The 18,776-nt window shown below is 69.2% G+C and carries 14 protein-coding genes and 3 pseudogenes; 11 read left to right on the forward strand and 6 right to left on the reverse strand.

Annotation, left to right across the window (positions count from 1 at the left end):
* Positions 1-140 precede the first annotated feature (140 nt).
* The 3 genes and pseudogenes from AB0J04_RS41275 to AB0J04_RS41285 all read left to right on the forward strand — a co-directional run.
* Positions 141-905, forward strand: a pseudogene (locus AB0J04_RS41275) (IS5 family transposase); the annotation flags it as partial.
* A 128-nt stretch (positions 906-1,033) separates the two neighbouring features.
* The gene (locus tag AB0J04_RS41280) at positions 1,034-1,435 is read left to right on the forward strand and encodes a hypothetical protein (RefSeq protein WP_363173838.1); all 402 of its coding nucleotides are present in this window, start codon (positions 1,034-1,036) and stop codon (positions 1,433-1,435) included.
* On the forward strand, positions 1,417-1,725 hold the full coding sequence (locus AB0J04_RS41285) for a hypothetical protein (RefSeq protein ID WP_363173839.1): 309 nt from the start codon (positions 1,417-1,419) through the stop codon (positions 1,723-1,725). Before AB0J04_RS41280 ends, AB0J04_RS41285 begins: the two co-directional genes overlap by 19 nt.
* A 112-nt stretch (positions 1,726-1,837) precedes the next feature.
* On the opposite strand, the gene AB0J04_RS41290 is transcribed toward AB0J04_RS41285, so the two are convergent.
* From AB0J04_RS41290 to AB0J04_RS41305, 4 genes are all read right to left on the reverse strand, one after another.
* A complete protein-coding gene (locus AB0J04_RS41290) occupies positions 1,838-2,215 on the reverse strand; it encodes a DUF4259 domain-containing protein (RefSeq protein WP_363173840.1) in 378 nt (125 codons plus the stop codon).
* A 117-nt stretch (positions 2,216-2,332) separates the two neighbouring features.
* On the reverse strand, positions 2,333-2,695 hold the full coding sequence (locus tag AB0J04_RS41295) for a hypothetical protein (RefSeq protein WP_363173841.1): 363 nt from the start codon (positions 2,693-2,695) through the stop codon (positions 2,333-2,335).
* A 601-nt stretch (positions 2,696-3,296) separates the two neighbouring features.
* A complete protein-coding gene (locus AB0J04_RS41300) occupies positions 3,297-3,779 on the reverse strand; it encodes a hypothetical protein (protein ID WP_363173842.1) in 483 nt (160 codons plus the stop codon).
* A gap of 275 nt (positions 3,780-4,054) precedes the next feature.
* Positions 4,055-4,549 carry a hypothetical protein gene (locus AB0J04_RS41305; RefSeq protein WP_363173843.1) on the reverse strand — a complete coding sequence of 165 codons (495 nt, stop codon included), beginning with the start codon at positions 4,547-4,549 and terminating at the stop codon, positions 4,055-4,057.
* An 896-nt stretch (positions 4,550-5,445) separates the two neighbouring features.
* Between AB0J04_RS41305 and AB0J04_RS41310 the strand changes: the two are divergent.
* The 3 genes and pseudogenes from AB0J04_RS41310 to AB0J04_RS41320 all read left to right on the forward strand — a co-directional run.
* Positions 5,446-5,559: pseudogene (locus tag AB0J04_RS41310) on the forward strand (IS5/IS1182 family transposase); the annotation flags it as partial.
* Positions 5,560-6,264: 705 nt separating this feature from the next.
* Positions 6,265-6,444: a hypothetical protein gene (locus tag AB0J04_RS41315; protein ID WP_363173844.1), complete on the forward strand. Its 180-nt coding sequence runs from the start codon at positions 6,265-6,267 to the stop codon at positions 6,442-6,444.
* Positions 6,445-6,628: 184 nt separating this feature from the next.
* On the forward strand, positions 6,629-8,122 hold the full coding sequence (locus AB0J04_RS41320; protein ID WP_363173845.1) for a helix-turn-helix transcriptional regulator: 1,494 nt from the start codon (positions 6,629-6,631) through the stop codon (positions 8,120-8,122).
* A gap of 245 nt (positions 8,123-8,367) precedes the next feature.
* On the opposite strand, the pseudogene AB0J04_RS41325 reads toward AB0J04_RS41320, so the two are convergent.
* A pseudogene (locus tag AB0J04_RS41325) lies at positions 8,368-8,991 on the reverse strand (HAD family hydrolase); the annotation flags it as partial.
* Between the two features lie 556 nt (positions 8,992-9,547).
* Here AB0J04_RS41325 and araB point away from each other — a divergent pair.
* The 3 genes from araB to araD are packed head-to-tail and all read left to right on the forward strand — an operon-like array spanning position 9,548 to position 13,534.
* Positions 9,548-11,203, forward strand: coding sequence for a ribulokinase (gene araB, locus AB0J04_RS41330; protein WP_363173846.1), 1,656 nt, complete (start codon positions 9,548-9,550; stop codon positions 11,201-11,203).
* Between the two features lie 53 nt (positions 11,204-11,256).
* Positions 11,257-12,774, forward strand: coding sequence for an L-arabinose isomerase (araA, locus tag AB0J04_RS41335; RefSeq protein ID WP_363173847.1), 1,518 nt, complete (start codon positions 11,257-11,259; stop codon positions 12,772-12,774).
* A 28-nt stretch (positions 12,775-12,802) separates the two neighbouring features.
* The gene (araD, locus tag AB0J04_RS41340) at positions 12,803-13,534 is read left to right on the forward strand and encodes an L-ribulose-5-phosphate 4-epimerase AraD (protein ID WP_363173848.1); all 732 of its coding nucleotides are present in this window, start codon (positions 12,803-12,805) and stop codon (positions 13,532-13,534) included.
* A gap of 556 nt (positions 13,535-14,090) precedes the next feature.
* On the opposite strand, the gene AB0J04_RS41345 is transcribed toward araD, so the two are convergent.
* Positions 14,091-15,110: a LacI family DNA-binding transcriptional regulator gene (locus AB0J04_RS41345; RefSeq protein WP_363173849.1), complete on the reverse strand. Its 1,020-nt coding sequence runs from the start codon at positions 15,108-15,110 to the stop codon at positions 14,091-14,093.
* Between the two features lie 261 nt (positions 15,111-15,371).
* On the opposite strand from AB0J04_RS41345, the gene AB0J04_RS41350 reads away from it, so the two are divergent.
* On the forward strand, positions 15,372-17,363 hold the full coding sequence (locus AB0J04_RS41350) for a beta-L-arabinofuranosidase domain-containing protein (RefSeq protein ID WP_363173850.1): 1,992 nt from the start codon (positions 15,372-15,374) through the stop codon (positions 17,361-17,363).
* Positions 17,364-17,438: 75 nt separating this feature from the next.
* Entirely contained in the window at positions 17,439-18,692 is a 1,254-nt protein-coding gene (locus AB0J04_RS41355) for an extracellular solute-binding protein (RefSeq protein WP_363173851.1), read from the forward strand.
* The last annotated feature ends 84 nt before the right edge of the window (positions 18,693-18,776 follow it).

Genomic DNA, 18,776 nt, shown 5'->3' on the forward strand with positions numbered 1-18,776 from the left:
TACGTCCAGTACGAGGACTTCCGGCCGGCACACCGAGAGCACGCACCGGACGCCGCTCCTTGACGGGCAAACGTTGCCTGCCGCGGCACTAGAATGGGCCCTACTCAAAGCGCTCCTCCCGACTCCCGCCTGCCAGACTCCCAAGGGCGGCGCCCCGGAGAAATGGCCTCGGCGCCCGCGTGGTCGACGCCATCCGCTACATCACCGACAACGGGGCGAAATGGCGCGCGCTGCCCGCCGACTTCGGCATCCCGTGGCGCACCGTGTTCGGATACTTCGCTCGCTGGGCAAAGGCCGGCGCACTCAAGCGGATCCTTGACCAGCTCCGCCGGCGGCTACGGCTGCGCCGCCGGCGTTGCCCATGGCCGGTCCGGGTGATCGTGGACTCCCAGTCCGTCAAAGGCGCGGAGACCGTGTCGAATGCGACACGCGGCTACGATGCGAACAAGCATATAAATAGGCGGAAGCGACATCTCCTCGTTGATCAGGACGGCCTGCTTGTCGACCTGCTCGTCACCCCCGCCGACGTCCAGGACCGCGACGCAGCCCGCATCCTGCTCACCCGCCTCCATACCGAACACCCCGAAATCGTCCTGGTCTGGGCGGACAATGGCTACGGAGGTGAGGAGTTCAGCACCTGGGCCCAGGACGCTCTGGGCATCACGATCAAGGTCGTCCCTCGCCCCGAGGACGCCAAGGGCTTCGTTCTACTCCCGAAGAGGTGGGTGGTGGAAAGGAGCAACTCGTGGACGATGCGGGCCCGGCGCAACGCAAGGGACTACGAGCGGCTGATGTCCCACGCCGAAGCCCACATCCAGTGGGCCTTCATCACCCTCATGTCCCGCCGCCTGGCCCGCCCCCGCCGCCAGACCGAGGCGTTGCCAGCCACCCTCGCGGCCGTCTGAAGGCCCGCGCGCTGCCGTTGCCGTTCGGAACGGCGACCATCGACGCCCAACCGAACGGCAAACGGGATCACTACCATCCTTCATGCCCTGTGACATGCGAGAGGAGGATGTGACACAGCTTCGAAGCGATGGCGGAGGTACGGGCGCAGGGACGCGCCGTCGAGATCGAACTGCTGGGTGGAGCAGAGCCGGTGGCCTACCGCGTCGAGGGGGTCTCCGAGGCGGGCGCTGCCGCGTTCGGGCAGGCGGTCGGTCTGCTGCTGCCGACGCCCGACGGTGACGCCGAACCCGTGGACCGTCTGTCACTGGTGGACGTGCGTCCGCTGCCCGGCCGGAACACGGGGTGGTTCTCCGGGCGCAGACCGGTCGCCGCGGTGGGCGCCCTGTTCTGTGCCGGGCTGGCGGCGGCCGTGGGCGTGGCCGGGGGAGGGGAACAGGCGGCCGCATTGCTCGGCGGTTCGGTCGCGCTGTGCGCCGGGTGTTTCATGATCTACGCCGGGTCCGGGCGAACGTGGAGGACTGGCGGCTGAAGCGGCGCGGCGTCACCGTCGTGGCCCAGTTCTCGCACTGCACCAACAAGTGGCGGGTGTACACCTACACGACGGCCACCGGCCAGAGCTACACGTACCGGACAACCGGCAGTGGCACAGACCCGCTCGAGGTCGCCTACGACCCCGAGCGGCCCGGCACCGCAAGGGCGGGCGTCAGCCTCCCGGACACGCTCATCATGGTCCTCATCCTCGTGATCCCGGGCTCCGTGGCGGTGACAGGCGTCTTCCTGGTCGGTCACGCGGTCGCCGCTCTGTGGGGCGGCTGGTGACAGCCAGGCTGTCGAGCGACTATTGCAGGTCTGCCCAGACGCCCTCGGCCCGGATCGCGGCGAAAGTCTCCTTCCCGAAAGCCCTTCTTCCCTTCGTTCTTGTCGGGCGGCGTCAGCTCGAGTCCTCCATCCTCCTGAGCTGGGCCAGTTCGTCGAAAGTACGGATCAGGACTGCGCGTCGCTCGTCCTTGTACGCCGAGGAGGCCTCCAACTCGTCGATGCCGCCTTCCCACACCGCCAGGTAGGTCTTCTTCCACCCCTCGACCGTCTCGGCCTCGGGCAGCGACGCGCCCACGTAGCCCTGCCGGGCCAGGAGGCTCAGTAGCTCCAGGTTGGCCGGCACCGCGACTCCCCAGTACTCGTCGGGCTCGATCCCGACCGGGTCGCCGGTCATCGCGTCCGCGACCTCGGTGATGAGCCGGTCTGTGAGGATCGACAGGTGGTCTGCGGCCGTGTCGTTGTCGAAGTTGCCAGTGCCCCAGTCGCCCACGGGGTCTCCTCTGCTCGCAGGGTCGGTAGGCAAGAGTTGTAGCAGCGTGCACCGACAACCGGCTCGCACGCAGGTGAGGCGGGCGCTGTGAGGATCTCGGTTCCGAGTCCCGTCGCCTCAACGCTCTGCGGCTTGCGACCGCAGAGTGTTCCGGGCCCTGGCCCGGGGGCCCCAGGGGGCGCTCGCGACGGTCGCCGGGGAGGTGAGTCCCAGAGCTCTGTTGTCCTTGCCGTCCCGCATGTGGTCCAGCCAGCGTTCGTACCAGGAGAGGAAGTCCTGGGCCGAGGAGACGTTCGGGGGCCAGAAGCCGTCCGCGTTGCCGGTGAGCATGCGGCCGGTGAGGGGGCCGGTCACGCCGATGAGGCACAGGTCGGAGCAGCCCATTTCGATGATGTGGAGGAACAGGTCTCCTTGCAGCGCGTCGGGGTGGTCCACGTGATGGAATCCCCGCGGGGCGCCGTCCGGCGGCTGCCGGTCCATGGTGTACAGCCTGCACTCCTCCAGCGGAAGCAGACCGTAGAAGGGGCCGGCGCCGCTGCCTCCGAGTTCGACAAGGAACTTTCGGTAGGCCGACGGCAGTTCGATGCGGTGTTCGCCCTCGAAGGCGTCCGCCTGCGCGGAACTGATGCGCGGGCCGACGCGGAACGCGTGACGCTCGGCACCCGCCGAGTGGCTGCGCTGCGCCTGGTACGGGACCTTCGCCAGCTTGGAGCGTATGCGCGATATGCGGGAGTCCGTCGGAGGATCTCTTCTCTCGTCCGCCGCACTCTACTGGCCCGCCCGAACGAGACGTTTGCGGATATCTGGATCTGGAACTGTCCCACTTCGGCTCCGCAGCCCAGCCGGGCGGGGCGGCGGTCGGGCGGTCACCGTCGATTCTGGCAGGCGCCGTGTCACGGGAGATCACTTCCACCGGACGGCCATGGCGTTCGGGTGAGCCCCGACCGGCCTGACGACTGGCAGCGGGGATTCTCTGGGGGTGTGAGCCGTCCGGCAGAGCCTTGGTGGAGATCTCATCAGGTCAGAGGCGACATAGGGCCCGGGCCCTGGAGGCATGACAACAGCTGTGGTGCCTGTTGGGTCACTTCGAGGATGGGGCTGCCCAGTCGTCCGTGTGACGGTGTCGGCCCAGCCCTGCGGCTTCGAATTCGTCGTAAGCGCCCGCCCGCCGGATGCCGAGGCAGCGCAGAGCTTGGGAGATCGGGCTGCCGCCCGCTGGAAGTGCGGAGCCTTCGGGTAGGAGCAGGGGGCCCAGGACGAGCGCGCCGTTGTTCCAGACGGCGGCTTGCTGCTCGCCTGCGCCGCCGAAGTATTCAGCCTCGACGTAGGCGACAGGGCCGGTGCTCGACCAGAGCGCGAGGCGCAGGTCGAATCCGCTCGGCATGCTCCAGAAGTTCAGGGGCCGGTCGCTGGAGCCGTCGGTGACAGCATCGAAGAAATCGCCTGTGACCGGGAGGAGCGACACGTTTCGATGTAGTGGTACGAGCCGCGCCGTACCGGTTTCTCTCGTCGCGTCTCTGAGCAAGGCGTCGTCCGCGATGACCGCGCGTAGTTCGTAGCTCATCCGTCCCCCTGGTTATGGATCCGGGAAGCAGTGTGGCACTGCCGCAGATCGAGATGTCCGTCAGGTCAGGCGGAGCGCCTTCTTGATGGCCTCCTTCGCAGCCGCCTTCTCGGCAGTACCCTTTTCGTCGGCCTGCGAGCAGGGAGCCTGCTGACCTCTGGTCACTTGAAGAGACTCCCGGGTGCCAGGGGCTTGTCGGTTGCCTTGATCGGTGCGTCGCGTGGACTGTGTGGTGTTCCGGGCGGTCGGACGGCGTCGCTGCTCGGTGCCGCGGCTCAGTCGCCGTCGAAGCCTCCCGAGTCCGCGTCGGCGCCGGCTGCGCTGTCCTCCCAGTCGGACACACCCGGCGGGCCGGCCGTTTCACGAGCCTGTGTCGTCGCCTGGTCGGAGACGATCGTCGCGGTGATCAGGCCTGCTATGCAGGCCGCCATGAGGGCTGTCCCCGAGACGAACACGGCGGCCCACGGCGGGCTGTTCACGTCCACGTCGAAGAGGACGAGCAGGCCCGCGCCCGGGAACACGCCGAAGATCCACGAGCCGCATACGGTGGTCACCGTCAGACCCTGGTGGAGATCGGAGAAGCCGGCGACGTCCCGTGGCGTCGCCGCCCGTCCCGGCCACACGATGGGGATCAGGGCGACCGCCTGGCAGGCCAGGCAGGCGAGTTGGACGACGGCGCAGCCTGCGAACGAGAGCGGTCGCGACCAGTAGTGCGCCAACCCGGTGAGGGCACTGAGGAATGTGCCCGCGTTGCCCACTACTGCCCACACTGAGCGGGACCGTATGAAATCGGACACCGCGTCGAACCTGTCTTCCCAGAGCCATGCCTGGGTGATCCTTCTGAGTCTGTGGTTGTCTCTGATGCCGTCGAACACGCGCAGGCCCCCCGTGTGTCGGTACTGTCCCTGGCTGAATCATGCACACGTCGGGGAAGCAGTAAGCGGGGGAGGCGGGATGGTGGAGCTGGGCGGGAACCCGGAGGATGGGGACGACGAGTGCTGAGCCTCCCCCGGAGAAGGCGCAGATCCGATCCCTGACCGCGGTGCTTCGCCGGGGCGGGTGCGCCTCGCCGGGCGGAGCGGGTCAGACTCGAGATCTGCTGTCGATGCACGCTTTGGGGCCTGCATCTTTGACCCGCCCTGGCGGCGCTGGTGCCGTCGTGTGAGTGACGAGCGTGGGTCACCCGGTGGGCTTGACGGCGATTCCGGTCACAGCGATCCCGAGCCCGATGATGAGGGGCGTCCATGAGATGAAGGCCAGGCTGGAGACCATGCACAGCATGCCGGTTCCCCACAGCCTGGGGTTGCGTACTGTTCTGCCGAGCCATCGTCCAGGCATTCGGTTGCAGATCAGGGCGTAGGTACCGAGCCCGACACCGGTCGTCCCCAGAACGACTACGGCGAGGAGCCCAAGTATCAAGAGTCCACCGAAACCCATCGCTCCCCCTCAAGTACGGCTGCTGCAAAGCTACTCGTCGGGTGACGCGAACTGGTCAGCGGGTGCTGTTGCGGGACTCGTGAGGGGCGCGTGTCTCTCCAGCGGGCTGGACAGTCGATCGGATATGTCCGTTCGGGCCAGTGATCAGTGATCGGTGATGCGACGCGGGACCGGGTCGAGCCGCTGATGCCGGCGGATCCGCCCCGGGGCCGACGATGGGCCGACCACCCCCCTGGCTCTGACCGTCACCGCGGGCCAGGCCGGTGACGCGCCCGCCTTCGAGGCGGTCATGGCCCGCATCCGCATTCCGAGAACCGGTCCTGGCCGGCCCCGGACCCGCCCCGTTGTGAAGCGCGGTCGCCTGCGCGGCGAAAGGCTCGGCAGGGTTTCAGCCGAACGATCGTCCCGCACAGGCAAAACGTGAGACCTGGGGACACCGGCTCCTCCACAACCACGCCCTCCACAACGAGGTCGGACGTCCAGGCCTTCCGTGCCTTCTTCGAACACCCCTCATCGCGTCGCGTCGCCGGGGAGGGAGCCGCGATGACACATGCGGTCCTGCAATTGCACATTAGAGGGTGTGTTACGACGCGCCGGTGACCGAGTCGATGATTCTTCTGACCGCAAAGCTTCTATCGATGTCACCCTCGGTGGAATCTCCGCACACTTCCGATCTCGCGTGACAGGAAAAGATAGAAATGTTTCGCCAGCGACATCGGGCCATGGCTGACACGCGGAGCTACGGAAGACAGGGAGATTTCGGCCGTGACCGCAACGAAAGTCGCCCGTCCTGGGACAATCTGATTTATGGGCGGGCATGCGGCAAATGGGTGATTAGCCTATCGCACTGCGTGTCGGTACTTTCACTCTCAGGCGCGTGCGGGACCTCGACTGCGTCTACCAAACCCCGTTCGAGATCCCGCACGCTTTTCACGACACAAAGGAGTGCCCTATGAGGCGATCTACCCCTCGGCGTCGCCGCGCCAAACGGCCTTCCGGCCACTTCGCTCGCAGTAAGCGTAATGGCCGTAACGAAACTTTTCGTTACGTGAACCGGATTGGCACGCAGACGGCCGCCGTGTTCGTCGCCGCATTGTTCACCGGGTACATGCTGATTTCCCGGCCCTATGTACGGGTGACGGTGTCCCCCGAGGCCGTCTACGCCGTCGGCGGTCTGCTGTCCGGCGCCGCGTTCAAGGTCCTCCGCCTCCGCCGTCACCGGCGCTGACGCCCATCCGGCGGTGAGGGATCACATCATCGGTCCCTCGCCGCCCGCCACTGGCGGTCCGGGCCCGTCCACAGTCGGGCCCGGCCGTCCGGCACCGCGACGTGTGACGAAAGCCGGTGAAATTCGGCTGTATCAACGCAGCGCACCCCTCTGTGAACCCTTTTCGTTACGGGATGGAAGAACCGTGAGCGACACATGCGAGCACTGCGGCTCCGCACTCACCGCAGGACCGGGGAAGGGCAGGCCGCGCAAATACTGCGCGGACGCCTGCCGTCAGGCCGCCCACAGGCGCCGCCTGCACGGTGACGCTTCAACCGAGGAGTCCGCCGGACTCCCCACCTCTCAGGCCGAGCCGTCAACGGAGCCGCGCCCTGCGCGCCGGGCCGGCCCGCCGCCACGTACCGCCGCTCACGGCCCCTCCGCCGGGGACGAACTCCTCATCGAGATCGCCAAGGACATCCAGGACGGCGCCCGCGACCTCGCGCGGCTGCTGCCGTCCTTCAACGGAGAGGAACCGTTACAGCGCGTCGCCCAACTGCACGAGCAGCTGAACGGCCTGACCGCGGCCGTCGTCGGACGGGCCCGCTACCGCCGCGTCACATGGGCCGCGATCAGCTCGGTCCTGGGCGTCAGCGAGGACACCGCACGCCACCGTTACACCGAGCGGTACATCCTGCGCCGCCTCGCCCGGTTCAACCGCTCCGAGGCAGCGCTCACCTCCGTCACCGGAGTCTTCAGCAGCGCCGCCTCACACCCGGCGGAAACGCCGGAAGAACCCACCTCCGACGGCGAGCCGGCAGGCGGGGCCGGTGAATCCGGAGCCGATCGCAGCGAGGGATCCAAGCACCAGAGCGCCCCCATCGAATCGTCGGGAGCGGCGTACAACCGCCTCGCGCCGATTCTGTCCATGCTGATCCGCACCGCTCAGCTCACCAACAAGGAGGTCAGCGGCAAAATCGGCTGCTCCGCCTCCTACTTGTCCCGGATCCTGACCGGCGAGCGGGTGCCGACCTGGGACCTGACACGGAAGTTCGCCCAGACGTGCGGCGCCGATCCCGCAGTCCTGCGGACCGTCTGGGAATCGGAGAAACTCAGCCACAAGAGCCGTGAGCCGGACGCGGACCTCGAGAACGACGACAGGTCCGCCGCCGAACGTCTCCGCGTCGCCGTTCAGACACTCCATCTGCGCGCGGGACGCCCCGCGCCCAACGACGTCGCGGTCGCCAGCCGATGGCTGCTGAGCGCGGGCGCCGTCGCCTCCGTCCTCGAGGCCACGATCCTTCCGCATCAGAGCATCCTCGAGACGTTCGTGCGCCTCCTCGGCGGCGACGTCGAGCACTTCAACCACCTCCTGGACGACGCCCGCGCCGAAGCCGCCGAAGAAACAGGATGGCTCCCGCCCACCGCCCGCCCTTCCGCCGCCGCGGCCCTCGCCGAGCACACCGCACCACAGCCGACCCCGGACCCCCACCCCGCCGGCGCGGACGCCGTCATGAAGACCTTCAGCAAGGTCCTCACCGAGGACCACACGGTCGAGGACGGCCGTGCCCGCCTCCTGCGCAAACTCGCCGAACAACAGACCAGCCCTGCACGACGCGCAGGCGCCGCCCGACCACGACCACTCAGCGCACCCCCGGCACCGACACCCAGCGGCTCCCTCCTCCGTGCCCCCTCATGACCTGCCGCACCGGAGGCGCGGGTCGCTGACCTGAGGTGTCTCACGAGGGAACGCGGGCAGACTTCAGTGCCTGTCCTACGTTTCAGCGGTGAGTCGAAGCCGGTCGTTCGTTGGTCGCTGTGGCGAGGAGAACGGACAGAGCGTCCTGGAGATCTCCGATCTGGCGGTAGTGCAGGGCGGTCATCCCCCACTTCGCGGGCGGCGATGACGTTGGCGGTGGTGTCGTCGACGAACAGGCAGCGGTGGACCGGGGCTCCGACCCGTTCTGCGGCGATCAGGTAGACACGCGGATCGGGCTTCGCGATACCGATGCGGGACGTGTTCGCCACGGCGTCGACGAGGTCGTTCAAGCCTTGCCGGGCAAGATCCGACTCCAGACGGGTGGTCGCGTTGGAGACCAGGGCGACGGTTGCGACTTCACGGACGCTGGTGAGCAGGGATACGCCCTCTTGATCGACGCGTGGCATGAGATCGGACCAGGCGGCGACGACGCTTCGGGCGCGGTCCGTTGACCCGCAGGCGTCGGTGAGGTCCGTGGCCACAGCCGAGCGCCATTGCTCGTCGGTGACCTCCCCGGTGATCGCGGGCTGGAGGCGGGAGGGTGCGAAGGCGGCTGCCGCGATCGTGCCGGCCGACAGTCCGTGGACGCGGTCGAGGTCGGTGGGCCCGGGAGCGGGCCAGTGCCGAAGCACACCGTCGATGTCACAGAGCACGGCGTCGTAGGGGCGGACGAACACGATCGGGACTCCTTGATTCGGGTGAAGAAGCGCTGGACGCACTGCACGGTGCCGTACGTGACACGCACCTTCTCGATAGGTTCCCGCAGTTCGGGCTTGCTGTCGGCGGTGCGACCGATCGCGTCCTTGCATGGGGAGCGTGGGATGGCATCCCGGGTCACAGAAGTTGAGAAAAGGCTTTCCTCTAATGTGAAACGACACGCCGACGCTGCCAGTGAGTGAGGTGGCGGTCTCGTCCTCCTCCGTAGGCTGGCCCCGTCATGGTGACGGACGTCACCTGCCTGCTTCCATGCAGCGTACGTGCGGTTTTGGCTGGTGGTGCCGGGGTGCGGGGGTGCCTGTTCGCGCCGAGTCGACGCTGGGGGTTTACGTGGAGGCTTCGGCGGGTCAAGATGACGCAGCGAAGTGAGCAATCATTTTCTCAATGATGTCGCAGATGTGTGTTCCGTGCGGCATCCCGGGGCGGGATGATCTTGTTCGCGGTAGCCGGTGGCTGCGGTTCGGCTGACGCGCGGCTGGGCGGTGCGGGAGGAGGTTCCTTCGTCACGGATCGAAGGACGCCTCGTATTCAGCACTGCGAACGTTGGCCGATATGTCGAACCGCAGATGCTCGGCTGCCGTGCCCCGCCATAGACCCTTTCGAGAGTAGTAAGGACGGCCGGTTGTGCATGCAGAGCACGATGGTTCGATGAGCCTCGCCCCCTGTGTCGTCGGGGTGGACTTCGGCACTCTGTCGGGACGGGCTCTGGTGGTCCGCGTCAGTGATGGTGCGGAGCTGGGGGTGGCGGAGCACCCGTACCGGCACGCCGTTCTCGACAAGGAACTGCCCGACGGCACGCCGCTGCCGCCCGACTGGGCGCTGCAGGTGCCCGCCGACTACCTCGACGTCCTGCGGCACGCGGTGCCCGAGGCCCTCGCGCGCGCCGGCGTACGCCCGGAGCAGGTGGTCGGAATCGGTACGGACTTCACCGCCTGTACGGTCCTGCCGGTCCTCGCCGACGGAACGCCCCTGTGCGAACTGCCCGGCCTCGACGGCCGCCCGCACGCCTACGTCAAGCTGTGGCGCCACCACGCCGCCCAGGGCCAGGCCGACCGGATCAACACGCTGGCCGCCGACCGCAAGGAGCCGTGGCTGCAGAGATACGGCGGCAAGATCTCCTCGGAGTGGGAGTTCGCCAAGGCCCTGCAGGTCCTGGAGGAGGACCCGGAGATCTATGACCGGACCGAGCGCTGGGTGGAGGCCGCGGACTGGATCGTCTGGCAGCTGTGCGGCACCTACGTCCGCAACGCCTGCACCGCCGGCTACAAGGGCCAGCTCCAGGACGGCTCTTACCCCTCACCGGACTACCTTGCGGCCCTGAACCCCGGCTTCGCCGGTTTCGCGACCGACAAACTGGACCAGCCGATCGGACAGTTGGGGGAATCGGCCGGGTGCCTGACCGCTGAGGCCGCTGCCTGGACAGGCCTGCCTGAGGGCATCAGCGTCTGCGTCGGCAATGTCGACGCCCATGTGACGGCGCCCGCCGCGACAGCGGTGGAAGCGGGCCAGATGGTAGCCATCATGGGCACGTCGACCTGTCATGTGATGAGTTCCGACCAGCAGGGGGCGGTGCCTGGCATGTGCGGCGTCGTCGAGGGCGGCATCCTCCCCGGTCTGTGGGGCTACGAGGCCGGACAGAGCGGCGTGGGGGACATCTTCGCCTGGTTCATCCGTACCGGGCTTCCCGCGGACTACTCCGAGCGGGCCACGGCGCTGGGACAGACCCCGCACGAGTATCTGACCGACCTCGCGGCACGTCAGAAGGTCGGCGAACACGGGCTGGTGGCGTTGGACTGGCACAGCGGCAACCGGTCGGTCCTGGTCGACCACGACCTCAGCGGCGTCCTCGTCGGACAGACCCTCTCCACCCGGCCGGAAGACGTCTACCGCGCCCTGCTCGAGGCCACCGCCTTCGGCACTCGCACCATCATCGACGCCTTCGAGTCCGCATCGGTCCCCGTGCGGGAGCTGATCGTCGCGGGCGGCCTGACGAAGAACGCGCTGCTCATGCAGATCTACGCCGACGTCACCCGTCGGCCACTGGGCGTCATCGGCTCGGCCCAGGGCCCGGCCCTGGGCGCCGCGATGCACGCCGCGGTCGCCGCCGGGGCGTACCCGGACATCCGGGCCGCCGCCCACGCCATGGGCAATGTCCACCGCGGGGTCTACCTGCCGGACCCCGACCGCGCCGCGGCCTACGACCGTCTGTACGCCGAATACCGGCTCCTGCACGACTACTTCGGCCGCGGCGCCAACGAGGTCATGCACCGCCTGCGGCGCATCCGCGCCGAGGCGTCCGCCTGAGCGGCACCCGCCCCTGCTCGGCCATCGCCTCTCCCCGAAAGAAAAGAGTTCTCATGGAAGCCAACAGCATGCCCTTCCCCGACCACGAGATCTGGTTTCTCACCGGAAGCCAGGGCCTGTACGGCGACGACGTCCTGCGTCAGGTCGCCGAGCAGTCCCGCAGCATCTCCGAGACCCTCGGCGGCCCCGGCAAGGTCCCGGTCCGGATCGTGTGGAAGCCGGTCCTGACCGACGCCGAGTCGATCAGGCGGATGTGCCAGGAGGCGAGCGCCTCCGACAGCTGTGTGGGCGTGATCGTGTGGATGCACACCTTCTCACCGGCCAAGATGTGGATCGCCGGACTCAGTGCCCTGGACCGCCCGCTGTTGCACCTGCACACCCAGTACAACCTGTCGCTGCCCTGGCCCAGCATCGACATGGACTTCATGAATCTCAACCAGGCCGCCCACGGCGACCGCGAGTTCGGCCACATCGAGTCCCGGGTCGGCGTCGACCGCAAGATCGTCGCCGGTCACGCCACCGACCCGAGAGTCGTCCGGCGCGTCGCGGCCTGGGCCCGCGCCGCCGTCGGCCGCCACACCGCGCGCAGCCTGCGCCTCGCACGCTTCGGCGACAACATGCGCGACGTCGCCGTGACCGAGGGCGACAAGGTGGAAGCCCAGCTGCGGTTCGGCTTCTCCGTCAACACCTACGCAGTCAACGACCTGGTCGCCGTCGTCGACGCGGTCGAGGACAAAGCCGCCGCCGAACTCGCCGCCGAGTACGTCGAGTCGTACGACGTCGTGGCAGCCCTGTGTCCCGGCAACATCCGCCACGACTCCCTCCTCTACGCGGCCCGCCTCGAACTCGGCCTGCGCGCCTTTCTCACCGAGGGCGGCTTCACCGCGTTCACCACCAACTTCGAGGACCTCGGCGGCCTGCGCCAGCTGCCCGGCATAGCCGTCCAGCGGCTGATGGCCGACGGCTACGGCTTCGGCGGCGAAGGCGACTGGAAGACCTCCGCCCTGCTGCGCACGATGAAGGTCATGGGCGCCGGACAGCCCGGCGGGACCAGCTTCATGGAGGACTACACCTACCACCTCGGCCCGGGCACCCCGCGCGTCCTCGGCGCCCACATGCTGGAGGTCTGCCCCTCCATCGCGGCCGACCGCCCCCGCTGCGAGATCCACCCCCTGTCCATCGGCGGCCGTGAGGACCCCGTCCGCCTGGTCTTCGACGCGGCCCCCGGGTCCGCCGTAGTCGTCGGCCTCTCCGACCTCGGCGACCGTTTCCGGCTCACCGCCAACGCCGTCGACGTCATCGCCCCCAGCGAACCCCTGCGCCGACTGCCGGTCGCCCGAGCCGTCTGGAAGCCCCGCCCCTCGCTCGCCGAGTCCGCCGAGAGCTGGCTGCTCGCCGGCGCGCCCCACCACACCGTCCTCAGCTCCGCCGTCGACATGGAGACCCTCACCGACTACGCCTCGATGACCGGCGTCGAACTGCTCACCATCGACGAGGACACGACCACCGAGCAGTTCAGCAAGGAAGTCCGCTGGAACGCCGCCTACCACCGCCTCGCCCAGGCTCTCTGACACGCGGACGGCACGAAGGAGTAAGACGATGGCAACAGCTGTCCGGGACGGCCTGCGGCAAGAGGTACTGAAGGCGAACCTCGCGATCCCTCAAGTCGGCCTCGCCACCCTGACCTGGGGCAATGTGAGCGGAGTCGACCGGGAGGCGGGTGTGTTCGTCATCAAGCCCTCCGGTGTCCCGTACGAGGACCTCACGATCGACGACCTGGTGACCGTACGCCTGGCCGACGGCAAGGTCGTCGACGGCGACCTGCGCCCCTCCACCGACACCGAGACCCACCGCTGCCTGTACCTGGCGTTCCCGTCCATCGGCGGGGTCACCCACACCCACTCCACCCACGCGGTCGCCTTCGCGCAGGCCCGTCGGGAGATACCGGTACTCGGCACCACCCACGCCGACACCTTCAACGGGCCGGTGCCCTGCACGCCGGATCTGACCGCGGAACAGTGTGCGAAGGACTACGAGTACAACACCGGCCAGATCGTCGTGGACCTGCTCGACGGCGACGACACGAGGGCGGCCGAAGTCCCCGGAGCGCTCGTCGCGGGCCACGGGCCCTTCACCTGGGGCGCCACGGCGCGCAAGTCCCTCGAACACGCCATCATCTGCGAAGCGGTCGCCGACATCGCGATCCACACCATGGCCCTGGCCCCCACCGCCCCACCCCCTCGCCATCTGCTGGACCGGCACTACACCCGCAAACACGGCCCCGACGCCTACTACGGCAACCCCGAACCGGGCGTGACGACCTCCCTGTGACCGGCCCGGCCCGCAGCCTCAGGGCGGCGGGCCCCGACCGAACGCCACGGCCGGCAGGCGCGCGAGGGCCGGTGGCGGACCGGTGCGCGGGCCGGCTGCCCGTATTCACCGTGAGCCCTTCACCGTGAGCCCTTCAGCGGACCCTTGGCAGCGAACGCTCTTGACGGAGGGTCCCTCCCGCGGCGGACCCGCGGAGCTTTCCCCGGTCCGTCGGTGCTCCGCGCAGGCCCCTCATGCACTGGTCGTCGGCGACGACTTGTCAGAGTGCCCACGACCATCGCGTTCGGTGTCGTCGCGCGGACATTCCGACCGGCTGGGGACGAGCTGTCCGAGCAGACGGACGCACTGCCGCGCGCCCATGGCCCGACGACCGCACCGGTCGACCGGGCGCAGCCGACGGAGCGCCCCGCGGTGTGCTCTCGACGTACAGGACCGACCGAGGGCCGCCCGGCCGGGCAGCGCACACGCGCTCACGCGGTCAGGTCGGAGACGGTTGGCCGGTACCCGTTCCGCGGCCCATCTCGGGCGCGGCCTACTCAGGCCCCCGGCAACATGCTCAGGTCGATTCGCGGACGACGAGGCGGCAGGGAACGGTGTGCAGGCCGGGCTCCGGCTCGGAACCGATGGCTTCCAGCAGCCGCAAGGCGGCCTGTCGGCCGATCTCGGTGAGGTCCGTGTCGATCGTGGTGAGGGGCGGGCGGCAGGCCAGGGCCATGATGTCCCAATTGTCGTAGCCCACGATCGCGACTCTGCCGGGGACGTCCAGCCCGTTCTCGCGCAGCGCGTCGGCGACCCCCCGGGCGATCTGGTCGTTGCCGCAGAAGAAGGCATCCGTGTCGGGCGCGGTCCGCAGGACCGCTTCGGCGGCGCGCCGGCCCCATGCCTCGCTCCACTCGCCGAAGTGGACCCGGCCCGTGGCGAGCTCCAGCGAGGAGCGTTCGAGCACATCGACGGTGTGGTGGGCGCGGTCGCGGGCGGCGGCGTGGTGGGCCGGGCCGGTGACGTGCGCGATCCGGGTGCGGCCGGTCGCCAGCAGATGCTCGACGGCCAGCTGTGCTCCGCTCCGGTCGTCGGAGACCACGGAGATGTCGTCCGGGTCCGTGGACGGCGAGAGCGCGTAGACCGTCGGGATCGGATCTATCCCCTTCAGGGGCGGCCGTGGGTCGGTGCGCCGGCCGGTCACGATGATGCCGTCCACCCGGCGGTCCATGAGGTTGCTCAGGTGGTGCTGCTCGCGGATGGCGTCACCGCGGGTGTCGCACAGCAGGACGGAGATCTTCCCGGCGCCGAGCGCGTCCTCGGCGCCGAGCAGCACGGGTGTGCTGAAGCGGCCGATGCCGTCGGTGGTCATCAGGCCGACGGTCCAGCTGCGGCCGGTGTGCAGACTCTGCGCATGCTGGTTGGGTCGGAAGTCGAGCGCCTCCACGGCGGCCAGGACCCGCTGCCGTGTCTCGGGCCGCATCCTGCCGCTGCCGTTCAGCGCTTTCGAGGCCGTCCCGACGCTGACGCCGGCCAGCTTGGCAACGTCGGCGAGCTTTGCCCGCCCGGCGGGGGGAGAACCTGGAACGGCGGTCACGCGCAATCCTTTTCCTAGATGACGTCGGCGACGCACATCCTGGCATCGTTCGCCAGTGCTGACCAGCCCCGACGGCGGTCCCGAAAATACTTGTGCGTACCCCTTGACTCAGGCTCGCCACCTTTCTACGTTTCGAGATAGAAAAACGTTTGCTCAAGCGGGTCCGAGAGGCGGAGTACCGCCTGTCCGAATCCTGGGACGCCGCGCCCTCTACTGCGCCGGACCCTCGATCCGCTTTCCCCTCCAACTCTTCGGAGAGCCATGCCCCGCCCACGTTCCGCTGTGCCCTCCTCCAAGTCCTCGGCCTCGTCCGAGGAGGGAGGCACCCCCATGGGCCCGGTCCGTCAGGGCCCGGGCGCCAAGGCCGCGCTCGCCCCTGCCACCGTCGAGGTGCGCAGCGGTTTCTGGGACACCCGCCGCGAGGTGAACGCGCGTACCTCCATCCCGCAGGGCCCCGGTCTGCTGGAGTCGGCGGGGAATCTGCGCAACCTGCGGCTCGCGGCCGGCACGGACGAGGGAGAGTTCCAGGGCGCGTACCCGTTCGTGGACTCGGACGTCTACAAGTGGCTGGAGGCCGCCTCCTGGCAGCTCGCCCAGCACACGCCCGGGGACGACAGCCCGCTCGCGGCCGACGTGGAGCGCATCGTGTCCCTCGTCGCCGGCGCGCAGCAGCCCGACGGGTACCTCAACACCTGGTTCCAGCTGCTCAAGGGCGGCGAGCGCTACCAGGACCTGCGCTGGGGCCACGAGCTGTACTGCGCCGGGCACCTGATCCAGGCGGCGGTGGCCCACCACCGCGCCACCGGACGCACTGAGCTCCTCGACGTCGCCGTGAAGTTCGCCGACCAGATCGACTCGGTCTTCGGCCTGCCCGGCAGTGGCAAGCCCATCGACGGCGTCGACGGCCACCCCGAGGTCGAGACCGCCCTGGTCGAGCTGTACCGGGAGACCGGCGAGCGCCGCTACCTGGACCTCGCCGGCTACTTCGTGGACCGCTTCGGCCACGGTCTGCTGGGTGGTGAGGCGTACTGCCAGGACCGCGTCCCGCTGCGCGAGGCGACCAATGTGGAAGGCCACGCCGTGCGCCAGCTCTACTTGCTGGCCGCCGCGACCGACCTGGCCACCGAGACCGGGGAGGCGGGCCTGCGTACCGCCGCCGAGCGGCTGTGGGAGGCGATGACCGCCACCAAGACCCACCTCACGGGCGGGCTCGGTGCCCACCACGACGAGGAGGACTTCGGCGACCCGTACGAGCTGCCCAACGAGCGTGCCTACTGCGAGACCTGCGCGGCCATCGCCTCGGTGCAGTGGAGCTGGCGGATGGCTCTGCTCACCGGCGAAGCACGCTACTCCGACCTGATCGAACGCACCCTCTACAACGGCTTCCTGGCCGGCGTCTCCCTCGACGGCGAGCACTGGCTGTACGTCAACCCGCTCCAGGTCCGCGACGGCCACACCGACACCGGCGGCGACCAGTCGGCCCGCCGCACCCGCTGGTTCCGCTGCGCCTGCTGCCCGCCCAACGTCATGCGACTGCTGGCCTCCCTGGAGCACTACCTCGCCTCGAGCGGCTCCGGCGGACTGCAGATCCACCAGTACGTGACCGGGCGCTACACCGGCGACCTCGACGGTGCGCCGGTCGTGGTGAGCGCCGAGACCGACTACCCCTGGCAGGGCACGGTCGGCCTGACCGTCGAGGAGACCCCGGGCGACCGGCCCTGGACCCTCTCGCTGCGCATCCCCCAGTGGTGCGACGAGTACCGGGTCCGCGTAGGGGACACGGTGTACGACCGGAGCGACGCCCCCGTCACCGACGGCTGGCTGCGACTGGAGCGCACCTGGGCACCCGGCGACCAGGTCGTGCTGGAACTCGTCCTCGAGCCCCGCCTCACCGCCGCGGACCCGCGGGTGGACGCGGTTCGCGGCTGCGTGGCGATCGAGCGCGGACCGCTCGTGTACTGCCTCGAAGGGGTCGATCACCCGGGCGGCGGGCTGGACGACATGGTGCTGGACACCAGCCGCCCGCTCGTCGTCAAGCACCGCCCCGACCTGCTCGGCGGCGTCACCACCGTCGTGGCCGCCGGGCATCGCCGGGACATCGCAGCCGCGGGCTGGTGGCCGTACCGGACCGCCGAGACGGCCCCCGCCGACGGTTCGTCCGCCGACGAGCCCCTCGAACTGACTGCGATCCCCTACTACGCGTGGGCCAACCGCCAGGACGGCAGCATGCGCGTCTGGCTGCCCACCTCCTGACCCCCCCCGCATCCGCTCCTCCTCTCTCATCTCCTACCGCTCCCCATGAGCCGGCCCAAGACAACGAGGTCACCCGTGAGAAACTCCCGCCGCACCCTGATCGCAGCGATCGCCGCCCTCGGCGCGCTCACCTCCGTCGCCGCTTGCGGCGGCGGCTCCGACTCCTCGGCCTCCGGGTCCGGCAGCGCCGGCGGGACGTACACCTTCTGGGACCCGTACCCGCAGTTCGACGCGTCCTCGGCGTGGGGCAAGCTCATCGACAAGTGCGGCACCGACGCCGGGGTCAAGATCAAGCGCACCGGCATGGACACCACGGACCTGGGCAACAAGGCCCTGCTGGCCGCTCAGCAGGGCAACGCCCCCGACGTGATGCTCGTGGACAACCCGGTCGTGTCCACGCTGGTGGAGGCGGGGATCGTCAACAAGACGAGCGACCTCGGCCTGGACACGAAGTCGATCCAGCAGAACATCCTCGGCGCGGGCACCATCGACGGCTCCGCCTACGGTGTGCCGATCGGCGCCAACACGCTCGCTCTCTACTACAACAAGAAGGTCCTGTCCGCCGCGGGCGTCGACCCGGCCTCCATCAAGGACTGGGACTCGCTCACGGCGGCCCTGAAGAAGGTCAAGTCGGCCGGGAAGAAGGGCATCACGTTCTCCGCGATCAACACGGAGGAGGGCAGCTTCCAGTTCCTGCCGTGGTTCTGGGGGGCCGGCGGTGACCTGACCAAGCTCGACTCGGCGAAGGGGGCGGCCGCCCTTTCCCTGTGGAAGGGCTGGGTGGACGACGGGCTCGCGCCGAAGGACGTCCTGCAGAACACCCAGACCACCAGCTGGCAGGAGTTCGCCACCGGCGACTACGCGTTCAGCGAGAACGGCACCTGGCAGCTCGGCAACGCGGCGAAGGCCGGATTCGAGTACGGCGTCATCAGCATCCCGGGGCAGAGCGGTGGGTCGGCGCCGGTGCCGACCGGCGGCGAGTTCGTCACCGTCCCGGTGCAGAAGGACAGTGCGCGCTACGACGTCAGCAAGAAGATCGTCACCTGTCTGACCAGCCCCGCCAACCTGCTGGCCACGGACACGACCCTGGCGTACGTTGCGCCCACCGCCGCGGTGCAGGCCGAGCAGGTCAAGGCGAACCCCGAGCTCAAGCCGTGGATCGACGCGGTGGCCGCGGCACGCGGCCGCACCAGCGGCGGACTGGGCACCAAGTACCCGACCATCTCCCAGCCCCTGTGGACGGCCGTCCAGTCCGCCCTGTCCGGAGGCCAGAGCCCGCAGGCCGCCCTCGAGGCCGCGCAGACGGCCGCGGGCAAGGGCAAGAGCTGACCCCCGACGTGATCGCGGCGGGCGCCGGGGGCGTGCGCCCCGCGCCCGCCCGGCCCCCCCCACCCCCCCGGCCCCCCCGTGGCG

The organism is Streptomyces sp. NPDC050263 (assembly GCF_040655955.1).
Taxonomy (GTDB): domain Bacteria; phylum Actinomycetota; class Actinomycetes; order Streptomycetales; family Streptomycetaceae; genus Streptomyces.